A 15,984-nucleotide genomic window follows, 5' to 3' on the forward strand; every position below is an offset into this window, starting at 1 on the left:
ACGCCGGATGGCAGCGCGGCCCTTGCGCGGAGCGGCCGTGCGCCGCGAGCAGCGCTGGCACGGCATTCGCATCCACGCCCTCCGGCGCGCGGCATGCGCGCTCCCACTTCCGATGGCCAATCGCGCACAGCCAGGCAGCAAGGGCGAGGTCTCACGCGGACCGGAGTCGCCCACGCGTGACGCGGACAGCGCCGGCCCCGCGGCGGATGCGCGGCAGCAGTTGGCCGACGCGATGCAGGGCCGACTCGGCAACCGGCGCCTGCAGCACCTGCTGGGTTCGGCGGCGCAAGCCGCGGCGCTGCCGGCGACCGCGGCGCGCGCGCTGGCGGAACCCGGCAGCGGTCTGCCGCCTGCGTTGCGGGAGGCGGCGGAGGGGCACTTCGCGGTCGACCTCGGCGCGGTGCGCGTCCACAAGGGCGGGGCCGCTGCGCAGGCCAGCCGCGCCCTCGAGGCGCGCGCCTTCGCGGTCGGCCGCGACATCGTCCTCGGCGACGCGGCCGCCGCCAGCGACCGCCGCTTGCTCGCGCACGAGATCGCCCACGTGCTGCAGCCGGCGGCGCCGGGCGGCGCGCCCGCCGTCGCGGCGCACGGCGACGCGGCCGAGCGCGAGGCCGACGCCGCCGCGGCGCACTTTGCCGCCGGCCATGCGCGAGCGCGGTCGCCGCTGCGCACGCGGCGCGTGGCGCATATCCAGCGCGACGCGCGGCATCCGACCGCCACCGTGTTCGACGCCGACTACCTGCTCTACGCACTGGACGGCACCGACTACGACGCGGCGACGCAGCACTACTATCTCTCGCCCTGGGACCGCGCCCACCTGCGGCGGCGCCATGGGCTGTACGCGCTGGAAACCAGTTCCGGCGTGTCGCTGGTCACCCCACCCGAGGTGCGCCGCGCCGCCGGCGGGCACGGGGTGCTGGTGCGCCTCGGCGCGTCCGAGGTCGCGGCGTGGTTCGCGGCGGGGCGCGGCGGCGCGGCGCAATTCGCCATCGACCTCGCGCAGCGGCGGCTCCGCGAGACCGTGTCCTCGGTCACGCTGTCCAGCGGCGCCGACCAGGACTTCACGCGGCCGGAGTTGCCGGCCGGCGTCCGCCGCGGCCTCGCGTCGCCGCTGGAGGGCGTGCAGGCGGCCGAGGCTCCCGCGGTCGAGGCGGCGCGCACGCGGGCGGCCTCGGCCCCGCAGGAACGCACGCTGAGCCTCGCCGCCACGCGGGGCGAGGAACTGCCGCTGCGCGAGCTCACCTCGTCGGACCTCATGGACGTGAACACGCTGCCCGCCGACGACGCGGGGCTCGCTTCCTGGTACGTGGAGCGGCTTGCGACGCTGCAGGCGCAACTTGCCGAAAGCGCGGCCAGCCACCGCCTGCCGATGCAGTTGCTGGCCGCCGTGATCCTCAACGAGCTGGCCGACATCGGCCGCCTGGACGTGCTCCAGAGCGGGCCGGCCAGCTTCGGGGGCTCGCTGGGGATCGCGCAGATCCAGGTGGAAACGGCGCGCCGCGATGCGCTGGTCGACCTGCCGCCCGGGGCGCACCGCACCGGCTGGGCCCGATCGGGCTTGCACGCGCACGACATCGACGCCCCTTCGATGGTCGCCATGGGCGAGCGCCTGCGCATCGGCCAGTTGCTGCAGGTGCCGCAGGTGGCGATCGAGGCCGCGGCTCGGGAGGTCGAAATGCTCCTCACGCGCATGGCCGCCAACACCACGCGGCCGTGGCAGGTCACGCATGGCTTCACGGCGACCGGTCCGCAGGGCGACGCCATCTACGCGCGCGTCGGGGCGGGCAACCAGCAGGACCGCGAAGGCATGCTGGCGGACGCCGTGTGCGGCGCCTACAACTCGCCGGACGTCATCACCGCCTCCGACACCTCGCGCTTCAGCAACGCGCGCATCCACGGCGGCAACGCCAACGTCCTCGCGCGGGACCTGTACCGCTTCCGCCTCTACCGCAGTGTCTGAAGGGGCCGACCATGAAGCTTCGCGCCGTCGCCCGCGCCCGGGTCGGAGTCCACCCGGCGGGTCGCAGGGGGTGGGTCGCCATCGCCCCGCCTACTCTCCGGCGACCCAGGAACGACCTCGCAATTCGAGCGCCTGCCATGCAGGTCGCGCTGGCATGTGTTTCGCATTGGAGCCGCATCGGTAGGCCGGAGACGAGCTTGATCGAAGAGCCGGGTCCCGCGACTCAGCGGGCAATGCAAGCGATCGAGCGGTATGTCGCGCAACACCCCGCGGCCGCCGACAGTGCCGAGGGCATTGCGCAATGGTGGTTGCCTGCAATGGGGATCGATGCATCGATGGACGAAGTGACGCAAGCATTGGAAATCCTGGTGGACCGTGGCGCGCTGGAGCGCACGCCGCTGCCGGGCGGACAGGCCATCTACCGGGCCGCGCCGCAATCCTCCACGCCCTGAGATCCCCGCACACGCATGAGCGACTTCACCGCCATCGCCGCCGTCACCAGCACGCTGAAGGCACTGCTGTTGCAGCAGCTACCGGCGATTGCCGTGGAGGAAACCAAGACGCCGCTCGAACTGGGCGGCAGCACGCCGATGGTGGGCCTGTACCTCTATCGCGCGGAGATGAACCCCTTCACGGCCAACATGGACTGGAGGCCGGTCACCGGGACGCAGCTCTCCGCGCCGCCGTTCGGGGTGAACCTGCACTACCTGATCACGCCCTACGGTCCGGACGAACTCGAGATCCAGCGCACCCTGGGGGAGGTGATGCGCGCCCTGCACGACCACGCGGTCGTGCGCAGCGGCGATCCGCTCCTCACGGCGCCGCTGGCCGACATGACGGAGGAACTGCGCATCGTGCCGCGCATGCTGCCGCTGGGCGACATGATCGACCTGTGGCGTTCGTTCGACAAGATGTCGTACCGCCTGAGCGTGACCTACGAGGTCTCCACCGTCCTGATCGACAGCGGCCTCACGCGCAACGTCGCGCGCGTGCAGGAACGCGTCATCGACCTGAGGCCCGCCCGATGACCGCCGCGGCCCGCCATGCCCCGCACCCGGCCCGCACCCGCGCCCCGCGCGCGGCGCCGATGCCGGCCACCTCTGCGTCCGTGCCATGGACCGACGTCCTGGTGGCGGAGGTCGATCGCCGCATCGCCGAACAGGTGGGCCGCTGGCGCGGCGAGCAGGCCGCCCCTACCGCGCTGAAGAGCCTGGTCATCACCGACGCCGAGGTCGACGAGCTGATGGCGCGCGCCAGCGAGCCTCCCGAGCCGGCGCTGCCCTGCGGCAGCCTGGCCGCGCAGGTGATCGACGCCGGCGCGCCGCGCGTGCTCGCGCTGCAGGCAGCGTTCGAGCTGTCGCCGTTCGAGCTCGACGCGGTGCTGCTGTGCCTGGCCAGCGAGCTCGATTGCCGTTTCGACCGGCTGTGGGCCTACCTGAACGACGACCTCACCCGCACGCGCCCGTCGGCCGACCTGCTGCTGCGGCTGCTGGCCCCGCCGCACGAACGCGTGTTCCTCCAGGGGCAACTCGCGAGCGACGCGCCGCTGCTGCAATGCGCCCTGCTGCTGGCCGACGATTCCAGCCGCCGCGGCGGCAATCCCCTGTACCGCGTCGCCGACGGCGTGCTGCGCCACCTGCTGGAACGCGGCGGCGTCGATGCGGCGATAGCCGATGCCGTGTGGGACGACGACGTCGCCCCGCTCGCGCCGACGCTGTGGCGCGCCCGCCCGCAAGTGCAGGAGGTCCATGCCCTGCTGGCCGCGCAGGAGGGCGCATCGACGCCCTTGCTGGTCAACCTGCACGGCCGCGACGGCAGCGGCCGTGCCTTCGTTGCGCACGCCGCGTGCGGCCGCCTGCAACGGCGCTGCCTGTCGCTGGATGGCCGCAAGCTCAAACGCGGCGCCGACAGCCGCGCGGCGTGGCTGGCCGCGCTGCGCGACGCGCGGCTCGGCGGCGACCTGCTCTTCGTCCACCACGCCGACGCCGGTTTCGACGACGCCGAGCGCCGCCACGAATGGCGCACGCTGCTGCAGTCCTGGCTGCGCCGGTTCGGCGGCACAGTGCTGCTGGCCTCGGCCGAGGCCTTGCCCCTGGCGGCCTGGTTCCCCGCAGCCGACGTGGCCCACGTCGCCTTGCCGAACCTCGACATGGGCGAGCGCGAAGCCGCCTGGCGCGGCGTGCTGGCCGCCGTCTGCCCGCTGCCCGAAGGCGCGCGCGAATCGCTCGCGCACTCGCTGGCCGCCAAGTTCCGCCTGACCGAAGGCGAGATCGCCGTCGCCGCGCAGCAGGCGCGCACCGCGGCCCGCGGCATGGCCGACGAAGCGGGCTGGACCGCCGTGCTGCACGAAGTGGTCGCGCGCGTGGCCGCGCCGCGCCTGCACGAACTCGCCGAGGCCGTGCCGGTGCGCCATTCGCTCGCCGACATCGTTCTGCCGCCCGACCGGCTCGAGGTGCTGAAGGACCTGGTGCGCCGCACGCAGCACCGCCGCACCGTGCTCGAGGACTGGCGCTTCGACGACGTCTCCGCGCGCGGCCGTGGCCTGGTGGCCCTCTTCCACGGCGCCTCGGGCACCGGCAAGACGATGGCGGCCGAAGGCATCGCCAGCACGCTGCGCATGCGCCTGTTCCGCATCGACCTGGCCGGCGTGGTGAGCAAGTACATCGGCGAAACCGAGAAGAACCTGCGCACGATCTTCGACGAGGCCGACCGCGCCGATGCGGTGCTGTTCTTCGACGAAGCCGATGCGCTCTTCGGCAAGCGCTCCGAGGTGAAGGACGCGCACGACCGCTACGCCAACATCGAGATCAACTACCTGCTGCAGCGCATCGAGCTGTTCGACGGCATCGCGATCCTGGCGACCAACAAGCACAGCCACATGGACGAGGCGTTCATGCGCCGCATCCACGTGAGCCTGGAGTTCCCGCTGCCTCGCCCGCCCGAGCGGCTGCGCCTGTGGGACCGCAGCTTCCCGCGGGTCGCGCCGATGGCCGGGGACATCGACTGGGACTTCCTCGCCCAGCGCTTCGAACTGAGCGGCGGCGCGATCCGCAACGCCGCGCTCGGCGCCGCCTATCTCGCGGCCGAGGGCGGTGACGCCATCGGCATGAAGCACGTCGTCAACGCGCTGCGCACCGAACTCGTGAAGGCGGGCCGCCGCATGCAGGACGGCGAGTTCGCGCCCCACGCGCATCTTCTCACCCAGCCGGCCGCCGCGGCCCGCACCCACGCCGGCGCGCCATCCCCGCGGCGCCCCGGCCGACCGGAGGAATGACATGGCCTGTCGTCTCGTGAACCTGCATGAGCAGCCGCTGCGCATCGACCTGCGCGGCGGCGGCGTCCTCGTGCTGCCGCCGGGCGCCCGTTCGCCGGCGCTGCGCGAGGAACTGCTGTACGACAACCACCACCTCGCCGAGTGGGAACAGGCCGGCTGGCTCAAGCGGCTGGAGGCCCGCATGTCCGAGGTGCGCGCGGAAGCCGCGGCCCCGGAGAAGGCCGCCGCACCCCCGAAGACAGCCGCGCGCAAGACGGCGCCGGCCGCCTCGCCCCGCACCACGCCGGCCCGCAAAGCCGCCAGCAAGCCCACCCCCTCGCGCCGCGGCGGCCGCCGCTGACCCCCCAACACCACCGACAGGAGTTGCGACATGGCAGAGTACCTTCACCCCGGCGTGTACGTCGAAGAGAAGTCCAGCGGCGTGCGTCCGATCGAAGGCGTCAGCACGTCGACCGCCGGCTTCGTCGGCGTCACCGCCAAGGGGGTGCCGAACAAGGCCACGTTCATCACGAGCTGGCGCGCCTTCGTCACCAAGTTCGGCGACGTCTCGCGCGACGGCCCCTACCTGCCGTACGCGGTGGAGCAGTTCTTCGCCAACGGCGGCAAGCGCTGCTACGTCGTGCGGGCGCTGTCCGACGCGTCGTCGCGGCAGGCCGGCGTCGACCTGCCCTCGCGCGAGACCGCGGGGGCCCCGCGCAACACGCTGCGCGTCAGCGCCAGGGGCAAGGGCGGCTGGGGCAACGGCCTCAGCGTGCTGGTCGAGGACGGCACCGCGGCGCCGCTGGCCGGGTTCCGCCTCGTGGTGCTGATGGAAGGCGTGCCGGTGGAGGTGTTCGACGACCTGTCGATGGACGGGAATGCCAGCAACTACGTCGAGACCGAGATCAACGACGCCTCCGAATACATCGAGGTCGAGGACCTGCGCGCCGCCACGCCCCTGGACGGGGGCGCCGCGATCCCGGCCACGGCGGTCAGCAACGTCGCGCTGGCCGCACCCGTCGCCCTGGTGGCCGGCGACACGCTGACGCTCGCCGTGCCCGACGGCACGACCGTGCCCCCCATCCAGCTTGGCAGCCTGGTGGCGCCCGTGACGCCGCAGATGATCGTCGACGCGATCAACACCGCGTGGAGCCCGTTCAACCTGACGGCCTTCCTCACCCCGGCCGACGACCCGGCCGGTGCCGGCCGCATCCGCGTCAACCACAACACCGCCGGCTACGACAGCTACTTCGTCATCGGCGGCGGTGCCGTCGCCGCGGGCCGCCCGCTGCTCGGCATGACCGGCTTCCACCAGGGCAAGGGTGCGGCGATCGGGGCCACGCTGAAGAGCGATGCCGCGGCGACCTTCAACATCCCCGCCGGTCCGAACAACGTGCTCACGCTCACGGTGCACGGGGACGTGTTGCCCAACGTCACGCTGAGTCCGGGCGCGGCGGTGCCCATCGAGACCGTGCTGGCCGACCTCAGCGCGGGCCTGGCCACCGTGGCCCACGGCCTGGTGGTGGCCCGCCGCGAAGGCGATCGCATCGTGGTCAGCACGACCAACCTGGGTGCGGCGGACAGCCGGCTGCTGATCGCCGGCGGCGCGGCCGCGGCACTCAACTTCCGCCAGCTCGATGGCACCGCGCAACCCGCGGGCGGCGTCGACGGCTTCGGCCGGTCCGAGCCGGCCTTCGTGCAGAGCGACGTCGGCCCCTTCACGGTGGAAGAGGACGCGACGCTCGAGTTCGTCACCAACAACGGCGCTGCCGGCGCCGAGGCGAACGAGGTGGTGGTGGAGTTCACGACCGGCGCGGCCTTCCAGAACCTGCAGCAGGTCACCGCCAAGGAACTCAGCGACGCGATCAATGCCGCCGCGGCCGCCACGGTGCCGGCCGGCCAGGTCACCGCCAGCGTCGTCAACAACCGCGTGCTGGTGCGCCAGTCGCGCCGCGGCAGCCAGTACTGGCTGGAAGTGCGCGACGGCCTCCTGAGCCCGAACGTGCGGCTGAAGTTCGACACGCCCCGCCGCAGCGGCTTCGAAGACGGCGACCCCGCGTCGCCCTACTTCCGCCCGGCGTTCAACCCCGTGGCCAACGCCAACGAGCCCCGCCCCCTCACCGGCGGCGACGACGGCAGCCCCGTGTCGAACTTCGAACTCGTGGGCACCGCCGACCGGAAGACCGGCCTGCATGCCTTCGACGACGTCGGCGACGTGAACTTCTTCGCCATTCCCGGCGCGAGCGACCCGGCGGTCGTGAGCGCGGCCATCGGCTACTGCGGCATCCGGCAGGACTGCTTCTACATCGCCGACACGCCGGGCAAGCGCGATCGCAACACGCCCGTCACCGAACCGGTGCATGCACAGAACTTCATGCGCAACAAGGTGAGTCCCAAGAACAGCTACGGCGCGCTGTACTACCCCTGGCTGCAGATCGCCGACCGCGCCGGCGCGGGCAAGAATCCCCGGCGCTACGTGCCGCCGTCGGGCTTCATCGCCGGCCTCTACGCGCGCATCGACAACCAGCGCGGCGTGTGGAAGGCCCCGGCCGGCACCGAAACGGGCCTGATCGGCCCCATCGGCCTCGAATACGCGGTGACCGACGCCGAGCAGGACATCCTCAACCCGATCGGCGTCAACTGCATCCGCCAGTTCGCGGACTCCGGCATCGTGGTCTGGGGTGCCCGCACCTTCGCCGCGCAGTCCGACCCCGAGTACCGCTACGTGCCGGTGCGCCGCTACACGATCTACCTGCGCCAGAGCATCTACCGCGGCACGCAGTGGGCCGTGTTCGAGCCGAACGACAAGCCGCTGTGGGACCAGCTCAAGGCCAACATCGACGACTTCCTGATGGGCGAGTTCCGCAAGGGCGCGCTCGCCGGCGCCACGCCCGACGAGGCCTTCAGCGTGAAGTGCGACGCCGAACTGAACCCGCCGTCGGAGGTGAACGCCGGCCGCGTGAACATGGAGATCGCGTTCGCCCCGCTGAAGCCGGCGGAGTTCGTGATCATCCGCATCAGCCAGAAGTCGCAGCGGCCGCAGGGCTGAGGCCGGGACGCACCGCCGACCGGACGACGCCATGGCCCCGCGCACTTCGCAGTTCGACCCGTACCGCACCTTCAAATTCCGGGTGCGGCTGGACGGCAAGGTCATCGCCGGCATCCAGAAGGTGTCGGCGCTGGGGCGCAGCGTCGCACCCAACGAGGTCAAGGAAGCCGGCGATGCGTTCGGTCCGCGCCACATGCCCGGCATGCTGAGCTTCGACGACGTCACGCTGGAACAGGGCTGGAGCGCCGACGCGACCCTCGAAGCCTGGGCCAACGAGGTGCTGAAGCTGCACTCCGACCCGGCCGGGTCCAGCAACTTCAAGCGCACCGTGTTCATCGACGCGTTCGACCTCGCCGGCATGCCTGCGAACCTGGGCGCGGCATCGCCGGTGCAGAGCTACAAGCTGCACGCCGCGTGGGTCATGAAGTACGTCGCCGTGCCCGAACTCGATGCGGAAAGCGGCGGCATCGGCATCCGCAGCGTGACGCTGCGCCACGAGGGGTGGGAACGGGTCTAGCCCGACGCCGCCGCACCGCCACGCCATTCAACGACAAGGAGCCCCCATGGTCGCCCGCACTTCGCAGTTCGATCCCTTCCGCGGCTACAAATTCCGTGTCCGGTTCAACAACCAGGTGGTCGCCGGCCTGACCAAGTGTTCGGCGCTGACGGTCAGCATCGAATCCAAGGAGTTCCGCACCGGCGACATGGACGGCTTCAAGCAGAAGCTGCCCGGCATGGTGTCGTTCGAGGCCATCACGCTGGAGCAGGGCATCACCACCGACAAGACCTTCGAGGCCTGGGCCACGTCGATGGCCAACTACGTCGGCAACAAGGGGGCCGATTCGCAGAAGACGCCCGACGACTTCCGCAAGGAAATCGACATCGAGATCTACAACCTGAACAACGAGAAGGTGAAGGCCTATCGCGTCTACCAGTGCTGGGTCTCGAAGTACACCGCGCTGCCGGCGCTCGATGCCGCCTCCGCCGACGTGATGATCCAGACGATCGTGCTCGAGAACGAGGGCTTCCAGGTCCTGCAGTAATCACACCGGCGGACACGAGATGGGCATGATGGAATCGCTCCCGACCCCCGGCCACGCTGCCTCCGGCGTGGCGGGTGAGTCCCTCGCCGAGCGCTGGCTGGTGCTGCCCGGGGGCGTGTTCGGCGCGCAGGGCACGCTGCATCGGAGGGTGCGGGTGCGCGAGCTGACCGGCGCCGACGAGGAGCGCCTGTTCGACCGCGGCAGCCTGGCCTCCGGCCGGCGCGTGAGCGCCTTCCTCGCCTGCGCGATCGATGCGGTGGAGGGGCACGACGGCCCCATCGACGAGGCGTTCGCCGACGGCCTGCAACTGGGCGACCGCGACTACCTGCTGCTGCGCCTGCGCCAGCTCGATCTGGGCGATGCGGTGCACCAGGTGATGCGCTGCCCGGCGTGCCGGCAGAAGGTCGATGTCGACTTCCTGATCAGCGAACTGCCGGTTCGTCGCCTGTCCGAGCCGCAACGGGCGTGGGCCCTGCGCCTGGATGCGGGCCCGGAGCCGCTCGAAGTCCTCGTTCGGCTGCCGCGCGGTGACGACCTGGCGGCGATCGAGGCGCTGGCGCTGTCCAACCCCGCGGCCGCGAACACGCGCCTGTTCGCCCGGCTGGTGCTGGACGTCGAGGGCCGGGGCGCGCCCACCGAGGACGAAGTGCGCGGCTGGCCCGTGGCCCGGCGCGCGCAGCTGTCGGCGTGGCTCGAAGCGCACGCCCCCGGCCCGGACCTGTTCCTCGACCTGGACTGCCCGCACTGCCACGCGGACATGAGCTACGTGTTCGACCTGCAAGGTTTTTTTTTGCCGAGCGCTCGGGGGACCTCGCCCGCCTCTACGAGGAGGTCCACGTGATCGCGCTGCACTACCACTGGTCGGAGGCCGCCATCCTCGGCCTGCCGCGGCGCAAGCGGCTGCGCTACCTGCAGCTGCTGGCCGAGCACGTGCAACCCTCTTCCCGGGACATGTGACGTGAGCAACGCGCCCGCCACCCAGGAAGCCCTCGCGCTGTCGCGCCGCGGCCTGCCGTTGCCGCGCGCGGAAGCCGCCTTGCCGCGCGCGCCATGGTGGCCGGCGATGCTGCGCAGCCGCGCCGCGGCGGCGGGGACCCTGCCCGAGGCCAGGCCCGAGGTTGCCGAGGACGCCAGCGTCCTCGACGCCCCGGCCGTCGAGGAAGGCGAAAGCAACTCGTGGCGCGACGAGGCGTTTGCACTGTCCTATCCCCATCGGGCCCGGCCGGCTGCGCAAGCGGCAGGCGAGGCGCCGTCTTTCCGCACGGCTGCGGCAGGCCCGTTGCCCCGCTCCGCTTCAACGCCGAGCGCGGCTAACGGGTCGGCCGCGCCGCGGCCGATGGCTAAGGCGGCTACGGACCCGGAAGGGCCGCCGCAGCAGCCTGCACGCATCGAGCGCCTTGCCGCGGCCGCGGAACCAATGGGCGTTCCGCACACCGCGACGACAGGGGCGAACCCACTCGCAGTCCCACGCGCCGCGTCTGCCGCATCTGCCATCGCGCCGTCCCCGGCCGCCGCGCCCGTGCCTGCCGCTGCCGTGTCGCCGCGCAGTGGGGTCGTGCCGCCGGCCGAACGCTTGCCGCGCCCCGTGCTGGCATCGCTGCCGTTCACGCCGCCCACTTTGGCTCCAGCGCCCGTGCCGGTCGCAGCGGCCGCTGAATCCGAGCGCCCATCGTTTCCGCCCCACCACGAGGCCACACCGGCGCCGTCGGCCATGGTGCGCGCTTCCCTCCGCACGACAGGCGCCGCGCCGCGCATCGCGTCCGTCACTTCGCGCGCCACGGGATGGCCCGCCGCGGCGGCCCCGCCGCTCGTGATGCTTCCACCCACCGCCATGGGGTGGCCACAAGTCCCGGACGAAGAGCGCCCGACGAGCGCGCCGCCCAGCGCCACCTCGCCCGCGCTCACCGAGGCTGAGCGCCAGGCCTTGCTGGCACCGCCACGCGCCGAGCCGCGGGGTGTGCACATCGGCCAGGTGCACGTCACCGTGCAGGCGCCGGCCACCGCGTCGCGCGGCCCCGCCGTCGTGGCACCTGCGCCGCAGTCGGCCGCACCCGCCGCGCAGGCATTGCAGCCCGCGCCCTTTCGCAACCCCTGGGCTGGCGCGTATCGCCGCCGCGACTGAACACGAGGCGCCATGAGCATCGCCCAGCAGATCAGCCCCACGCTGGCCTCGCGCCAGGCCCGCGCCGCGGCCCTGGCGGCCGAACGGGCCGGACGCGACGCCTTCATCGAAGCGCAGTTCGCCGCCCTCGGCACGCGGTTCGACGGCTTGCTGCGCGAAGCACTGGGCGTGGACTCCCGCCTGCAGGTCACGGTGCAACCACTGGTCTACGCCGTGCAGGGCCGCAGCTTCACTACCTTGAGCGTGGACACCTGGGCCGCGCGCGCCACCTTCAACGGCACGCCGCAGACCGTGAGCTTCACGCCCCGTCTCGATTTCCGGCAACCCGACCAGTTCGGGCTGATCGAGTGCGCGCTCGACTTCGACTACGCGCCGGCGCGCAGCTTCGGCGACCGCTGCGCCCAGTCGCTGCTGCGAAACGGCATCGTGATGCGCGGCAAGAGCCACGGCAGCCTGGTGGTGAGCATCGACGGCTTGACCATCGACCTGCGCGCGTCCGAACTGGAAGCGGCCTTCCGCGTCTGGTGGCTGCGATGAATCCCCGACCCACCGTTCCCGCGGTCTCGATCGGCCAGTTGCGCTTCGTGGCCGACCGCCCGATGTCGGCAGCCCAATCGGCCCGGGCCGCACAGCGCTTCGGCGCCGCGCTCGAACACGCGCTGGGCCCCGAGGGCACGAACGGCCCGCGTCCGCTGCGCATCGACGAACTGGTGGTCGAGGCCTGCGTGCAGTCGCTGGGCGACGACGCCGAATGCCGGCGCCTCGCCGCCACCGTGGCGCAACGCCTGGCCGCCCGCCCGCGCTGAAAGGACGAGGCCAGCGATGTCCGACTTCATCCAACGCCCCAAGCTGTTGCGCGGCGCCTTCGTCGAATACGGACTGTCGCTGCCGCCGCTGCTGTTCGCGTTCCAGTTCAACCCCGAGACGCTCACCCGCAGCCGCACCGCCAGCTACACCGCGGGCGGCGCCGACGGCAGCGGCGAAGGCTGCCGCGACGGCAACGAGGCGCAGCAGCGGGCGTGCATGTCGCAGGTGCAGGTCAGCGAGGAAAGCATCGGCCTCACGCTGCAGCTCGACGCGACGGAGGCCCTGAACGACGGCGAGGGACTGGCCGGCCAGTTCGGCATCGGCCCGCAGCTGTCGGTGCTGGAGCTGATGATCTATCCGAAGACCGACCAGCTGTTCGGCTTCCCGATCGGCAACCTGCTGGGCGCCAGCGACCAGTTCGGCGCCGCGCAGGCCAAGACCATTCCCATCCTGCTGTTCGTCTGGGGGCGCAAGCGCGTGATGCCGGTGGTGATGACGAGCCTGACGATCACCGAGCAGGAGTACTTCCCCGACCTGAACCCCAAGCGCGCGACCGTCGCAGTGCAGCTGAAGGTGCTCGAAGGCTTCAACCCGCCGTACCTGTATTCGCATGGCTGGCGCACGGCGCTGGCGGCGATGAACCTCGGCAACATCGGAGGATTCCTCAATGTTCTTTGACGGCTCCCGCTACGAACGCGTGCCCGACGCGGCGTTCACCGACGGCCAGGGCCGCCCGGTCACCCTCAAGCGCACGCGCGAACCCGTGGCCACCGAGCTCGCGCTGGTCTACACGGTGCGCGAGGGCGACCGGCTCGACCAGCTCGCGAACAAGTTCTTCCACGACCCGCGCAAGTGGTGGCTGATCGCCGACGCCAACCCCGACGTGCTGGCGCCCGACCAGCTGCTGGTGCCGGGCCGCACGCTGCGCATCCCGAAGGACCGCCGCGCGTAAGGCGACCGCGGATTCGACGCCATGCCCGCCCTGCCCACCGCTTCCGACCGCTCCTTCAGCTGCATCGTGCGCGTCAACGGCGAGGCATCGACGTCGCTGCTGCAGTGCATCCAGTCGGTCACGGTGGAGGAAGACCTGGACGTGGGCTCCTCGTGCGGCATCCAGCTGCAGGCCTGCCGCCGCGAGGACGGCAGCTGGCCCTACCTGGAGGACGAGAACCTCCAGGTGTGGAACCGCGTGACCGTGTACGCCGCGTTCCCGAAGCAGACCGAGGTGGTGTTCGACGGCTACATCTCTCACGTCGACGCCCAGACCCAGCCGGAAGCCGGATCGATGACGGTGGACATCCGCGGCGTCGACGCCTCGTACCACATGAACCAGGAGGAGAAGGCGCGCATCTGGCGGGGCAAGACCTACGAGACCATCGTCGGCGAGATCTTCGCCGAGTACCAGTTCACGCCCTTCATCGGCGAGGCGCCCGCCGGCGTGGACCCGCCGCTGCAGGTGGCGCAGCGCGCGACCGACCACCGCTTCGTGCGCGACCTGGCGCGGCGCCGCGGCTACGAGTTCTACGTGCTGGGCGCCAATGCGTACTTCCGCCCGCCGCAGCTCGATGGCCAGCCGCAGAAGCTGATCGCCGTGAACTTCGGCGAGCAGAGCAACTGCTCGCAGATCCGGTTCTCGGCCGACGGCACCGCGCCCACGCGCGCGCAGGTGAGCTACTTCGACGCGATGGAAGGCGTGGCGGCCGGCGAGACCGTCGAAGAGTCCGACCTGCCGGCGCTCGGCACCACCCGGCTGTCCTCGCTGCGCGGCGCCGTCGGGATGCCGCAGGCCACCAGCATCGCGCGCGGCCTGGGCATCCACGGCCCGGCACAGGCGGCCGGCTATGCGGCCGGGGTCCTGCGCCGCAACGGCTGGTGGGTCGCGGCGCGGGGCACGCTCAACGGCCTGCGCTACGGCGCGGTGCTGCGCTCGCGCAAGACCGTGACGGTCAAGGGGGCGGGTGCGCAATACAACGGCAACTACTACGTGCGCAAGGTGCAGCACCGGCTCACGCAGCGGACCTACGAGATGCAGTTCGAGTTGATGCGCAACGCGGTCGGCCGGCTCGGCACCGAGCCCTTCGAAGGCGAATCGCCCGAATCGACCGTCCCCGCCGCCGTGGGTGCCGGCATGGATGCCGACGCGATCGAGGTCAGCGACCGCGGGCCGCGCGTGCTGCCTGCCTGAACCAGGAAAGAGGATGTCGATGGACGCTGAACAAACCCTCTCCTCCGCAGCCGACAGCGAACGGGTGCAGCGGCTCGAAAGCCAGTACTTCGGCAAGTACCGCGGCGTGGTGATCGACAACCTCGACCCGCTCATGCTCGGCCGCCTGCGCGTGTGGGTGCCCAGCCTCTTCCCCACCGAAGACAACGCGCAGCCCGATACCGAGAGCCCGAGCGTGAGCGACTGGGCGTGGCCTTGCCTGCCCTTCGGCGGCGCGCCCGACCAGGGCTGGTTCTTCGTGCCCGAGATCGGCAGCAAGGTCTGGGTCGAGTACGAGGAGGGCAACCTCGACAGCCCGCTGTGGGTCGGCGTGTTCTGGTCGGCCCCCGGCGGCACGACCGAGATTCCGGCCGAGGCGCAGGAGATGGAAGCCGGCGACCCGAAGCGGCGCGTGCTCAAGACTTCGTCCGGCCACGTGCTGGAGTTCTGCGACGTCGACGGCAAGGAGACGATCACCTTGCGCCACAAGGACGGCGCGGTGCTGACCTTCGACGAGAAGGGCAGCGTCACGATCGGCAACAAGGAGGGCAGCTTCGTCTACCTGAATGCCGACCAGGGCGAGCTGTCGGTGGCCGACCAGGGCGGCAACAACCTGCGCATGGGCGAGTCCAACGTGACCCTGACCAACAAGGACGGCACGGTGGTCGACCTCGCCGGCTCCGCGGTGCAGATCGTCGCCAAGAACGTGATGCTGCGCTCCGACACCGTGGCGCTGGGCGAAGGCGCGATGGAGCCGGCGATCCTGGGCCGGGCGTTCGCGGCGATCTTCGATGCGCACACGCATCCGACCGCGTTCGGCCCGTCCGGGCCGCCGATCCCGGTGCCGATGCCGCTGTCCTCGCCCATGCATCCGGCGATCTCCAAGTCCGTCACGGTGAAATGAATGCGCCATGAGCTGCGTCTGCAAGATCCCGTCGCTGCCGCTGCCGCAGCTGACGATTCCGCTGCCGATCCCGGCGTTGCCGGCGCTGCCCTCCCTGCCTGCGCTGCCCGCCCTGCCGGGCCTGCCCAGGCTGCCGTCGCTGCCCCTGCCGGCGCTGGTGATCCCGCTGCCGATCCCGTCCCTGCCGGCGTTGCCGTCCTTGCCTGCGCTGCCCGCCCTGCCGGCCCTGCCCAGGTTGCCGTCGTTGCCGCTGCCGGCGCTGGTGATCCCGCTGCCGATCCCGTCGCTGCCGGCGCTGCCGTCCTTGCCCGCGCTGCCGGCCCTGCCGCCGTGCCCGTGCTGAATCGGGGAGTCACCACGTGTTGAAGCCCGGAACCCTCCTCGGCGAGCTCCTGGAGCCCGCCACGATGGCGCACGAAATCGAGCTCGCGATGATCGAGCAGGGCCTTCTCGTGCTCGACGACGAGACCCCCGAAGCCGCCGAGAACCGGCGCCGGAGCTTCATCGCCATTTCCACCGGGGTGATCGTGCACCTCAAGGCTGCCCTCGAGATCACGATCGCCGCCAACCGGATCAACGCGAGCCAGCCGCCCTCGGCGGTGAAGATCCTCGGCGCGGCCGGCGAGATCGCGTGAAGGGCCGA

18 protein-coding genes are annotated in these 15,984 nt (G+C 71.6%); all 18 read left to right on the top strand.

Going from position 1 to position 15,984, the window contains the following annotated elements; translation table 11 throughout:
* Positions 1-112: 112 nt before the first annotated feature.
* Entirely contained in the window at positions 113-1,960 is a 1,848-nt protein-coding gene (locus JJ685_RS14415; RefSeq protein ID WP_201674960.1) for an eCIS core domain-containing protein, read from the top strand.
* A gap of 197 nt (positions 1,961-2,157) precedes the next feature.
* A complete protein-coding gene (locus JJ685_RS14420) occupies positions 2,158-2,412 on the top strand; it encodes a hypothetical protein (RefSeq protein ID WP_201674961.1) in 255 nt (84 codons plus the stop codon).
* A gap of 15 nt (positions 2,413-2,427) precedes the next feature.
* Positions 2,428-2,988: a DUF4255 domain-containing protein gene (locus JJ685_RS14425; RefSeq protein ID WP_201674962.1), complete on the top strand. Its 561-nt coding sequence runs from the start codon at positions 2,428-2,430 to the stop codon at positions 2,986-2,988.
* A complete protein-coding gene (locus JJ685_RS14430) occupies positions 2,985-5,234 on the top strand; it encodes an ATP-binding protein (RefSeq protein ID WP_201674963.1) in 2,250 nt (749 codons plus the stop codon). Before JJ685_RS14425 ends, JJ685_RS14430 begins: the two co-directional genes overlap by 4 nt.
* A 1-nt stretch (position 5,235) precedes the next feature.
* Positions 5,236-5,574, top strand: coding sequence for a hypothetical protein (locus JJ685_RS14435; RefSeq protein ID WP_201674964.1), 339 nt, complete (start codon positions 5,236-5,238; stop codon positions 5,572-5,574).
* Positions 5,575-5,604: 30 nt separating this feature from the next.
* On the top strand, positions 5,605-8,262 hold the full coding sequence (locus JJ685_RS14440) for a phage tail sheath family protein (RefSeq protein WP_201674965.1): 2,658 nt from the start codon (positions 5,605-5,607) through the stop codon (positions 8,260-8,262).
* Between the two features lie 31 nt (positions 8,263-8,293).
* Complete coding sequence (locus tag JJ685_RS14445; protein WP_201674966.1) at positions 8,294-8,779, top strand: phage tail protein; 486 nt, start codon at positions 8,294-8,296, stop codon at positions 8,777-8,779.
* Positions 8,780-8,825: 46 nt separating this feature from the next.
* Positions 8,826-9,305 carry a phage tail protein gene (locus JJ685_RS14450; RefSeq protein ID WP_201674967.1) on the top strand — a complete coding sequence of 160 codons (480 nt, stop codon included), beginning with the start codon at positions 8,826-8,828 and terminating at the stop codon, positions 9,303-9,305.
* Between the two features lie 25 nt (positions 9,306-9,330).
* Complete coding sequence (locus JJ685_RS14455; protein WP_201674968.1) at positions 9,331-10,146, top strand: T4 family baseplate hub assembly chaperone; 816 nt, start codon at positions 9,331-9,333, stop codon at positions 10,144-10,146.
* 117 nt (positions 10,147-10,263) lie between these two features.
* Positions 10,264-11,427, top strand: coding sequence for a hypothetical protein (locus JJ685_RS14460; RefSeq protein WP_201674969.1), 1,164 nt, complete (start codon positions 10,264-10,266; stop codon positions 11,425-11,427).
* Positions 11,428-11,439: 12 nt separating this feature from the next.
* Positions 11,440-11,964 (top strand): hypothetical protein, encoded by a 525-nt coding sequence (locus JJ685_RS14465; RefSeq protein WP_201674970.1) that lies wholly within the window; start codon positions 11,440-11,442, stop codon positions 11,962-11,964.
* On the top strand, positions 11,961-12,233 hold the full coding sequence (locus JJ685_RS14470) for a hypothetical protein (RefSeq protein ID WP_201674971.1): 273 nt from the start codon (positions 11,961-11,963) through the stop codon (positions 12,231-12,233). The genes JJ685_RS14465 and JJ685_RS14470 overlap by 4 nt, the downstream gene beginning before the upstream one ends.
* A 16-nt stretch (positions 12,234-12,249) precedes the next feature.
* A complete protein-coding gene (locus JJ685_RS14475; RefSeq protein ID WP_201674972.1) occupies positions 12,250-12,912 on the top strand; it encodes a hypothetical protein in 663 nt (220 codons plus the stop codon).
* Positions 12,902-13,186 carry a LysM peptidoglycan-binding domain-containing protein gene (locus JJ685_RS14480; protein ID WP_201674973.1) on the top strand — a complete coding sequence of 95 codons (285 nt, stop codon included), beginning with the start codon at positions 12,902-12,904 and terminating at the stop codon, positions 13,184-13,186. The genes JJ685_RS14475 and JJ685_RS14480 overlap by 11 nt, the downstream gene beginning before the upstream one ends.
* 21 nt (positions 13,187-13,207) lie before the next feature.
* The gene (locus JJ685_RS14485) at positions 13,208-14,419 is read left to right on the top strand and encodes a phage late control D family protein (RefSeq protein ID WP_201674974.1); all 1,212 of its coding nucleotides are present in this window, start codon (positions 13,208-13,210) and stop codon (positions 14,417-14,419) included.
* Between the two features lie 19 nt (positions 14,420-14,438).
* Complete coding sequence (locus tag JJ685_RS14490) at positions 14,439-15,341, top strand: phage baseplate assembly protein V (protein ID WP_201674975.1); 903 nt, start codon at positions 14,439-14,441, stop codon at positions 15,339-15,341.
* A gap of 7 nt (positions 15,342-15,348) precedes the next feature.
* Positions 15,349-15,684 carry a hypothetical protein gene (locus JJ685_RS14495; RefSeq protein ID WP_201674976.1) on the top strand — a complete coding sequence of 112 codons (336 nt, stop codon included), beginning with the start codon at positions 15,349-15,351 and terminating at the stop codon, positions 15,682-15,684.
* A 16-nt stretch (positions 15,685-15,700) separates the two neighbouring features.
* Positions 15,701-15,976: a hypothetical protein gene (locus JJ685_RS14500; protein ID WP_201674977.1), complete on the top strand. Its 276-nt coding sequence runs from the start codon at positions 15,701-15,703 to the stop codon at positions 15,974-15,976.
* Positions 15,977-15,984: the final 8 nt, after the last annotated feature.

Source organism: Ramlibacter monticola (genome assembly GCF_016722785.1).
Taxonomy (GTDB): Bacteria; Pseudomonadota; Gammaproteobacteria; order Burkholderiales; family Burkholderiaceae_C; genus Ramlibacter; species Ramlibacter monticola.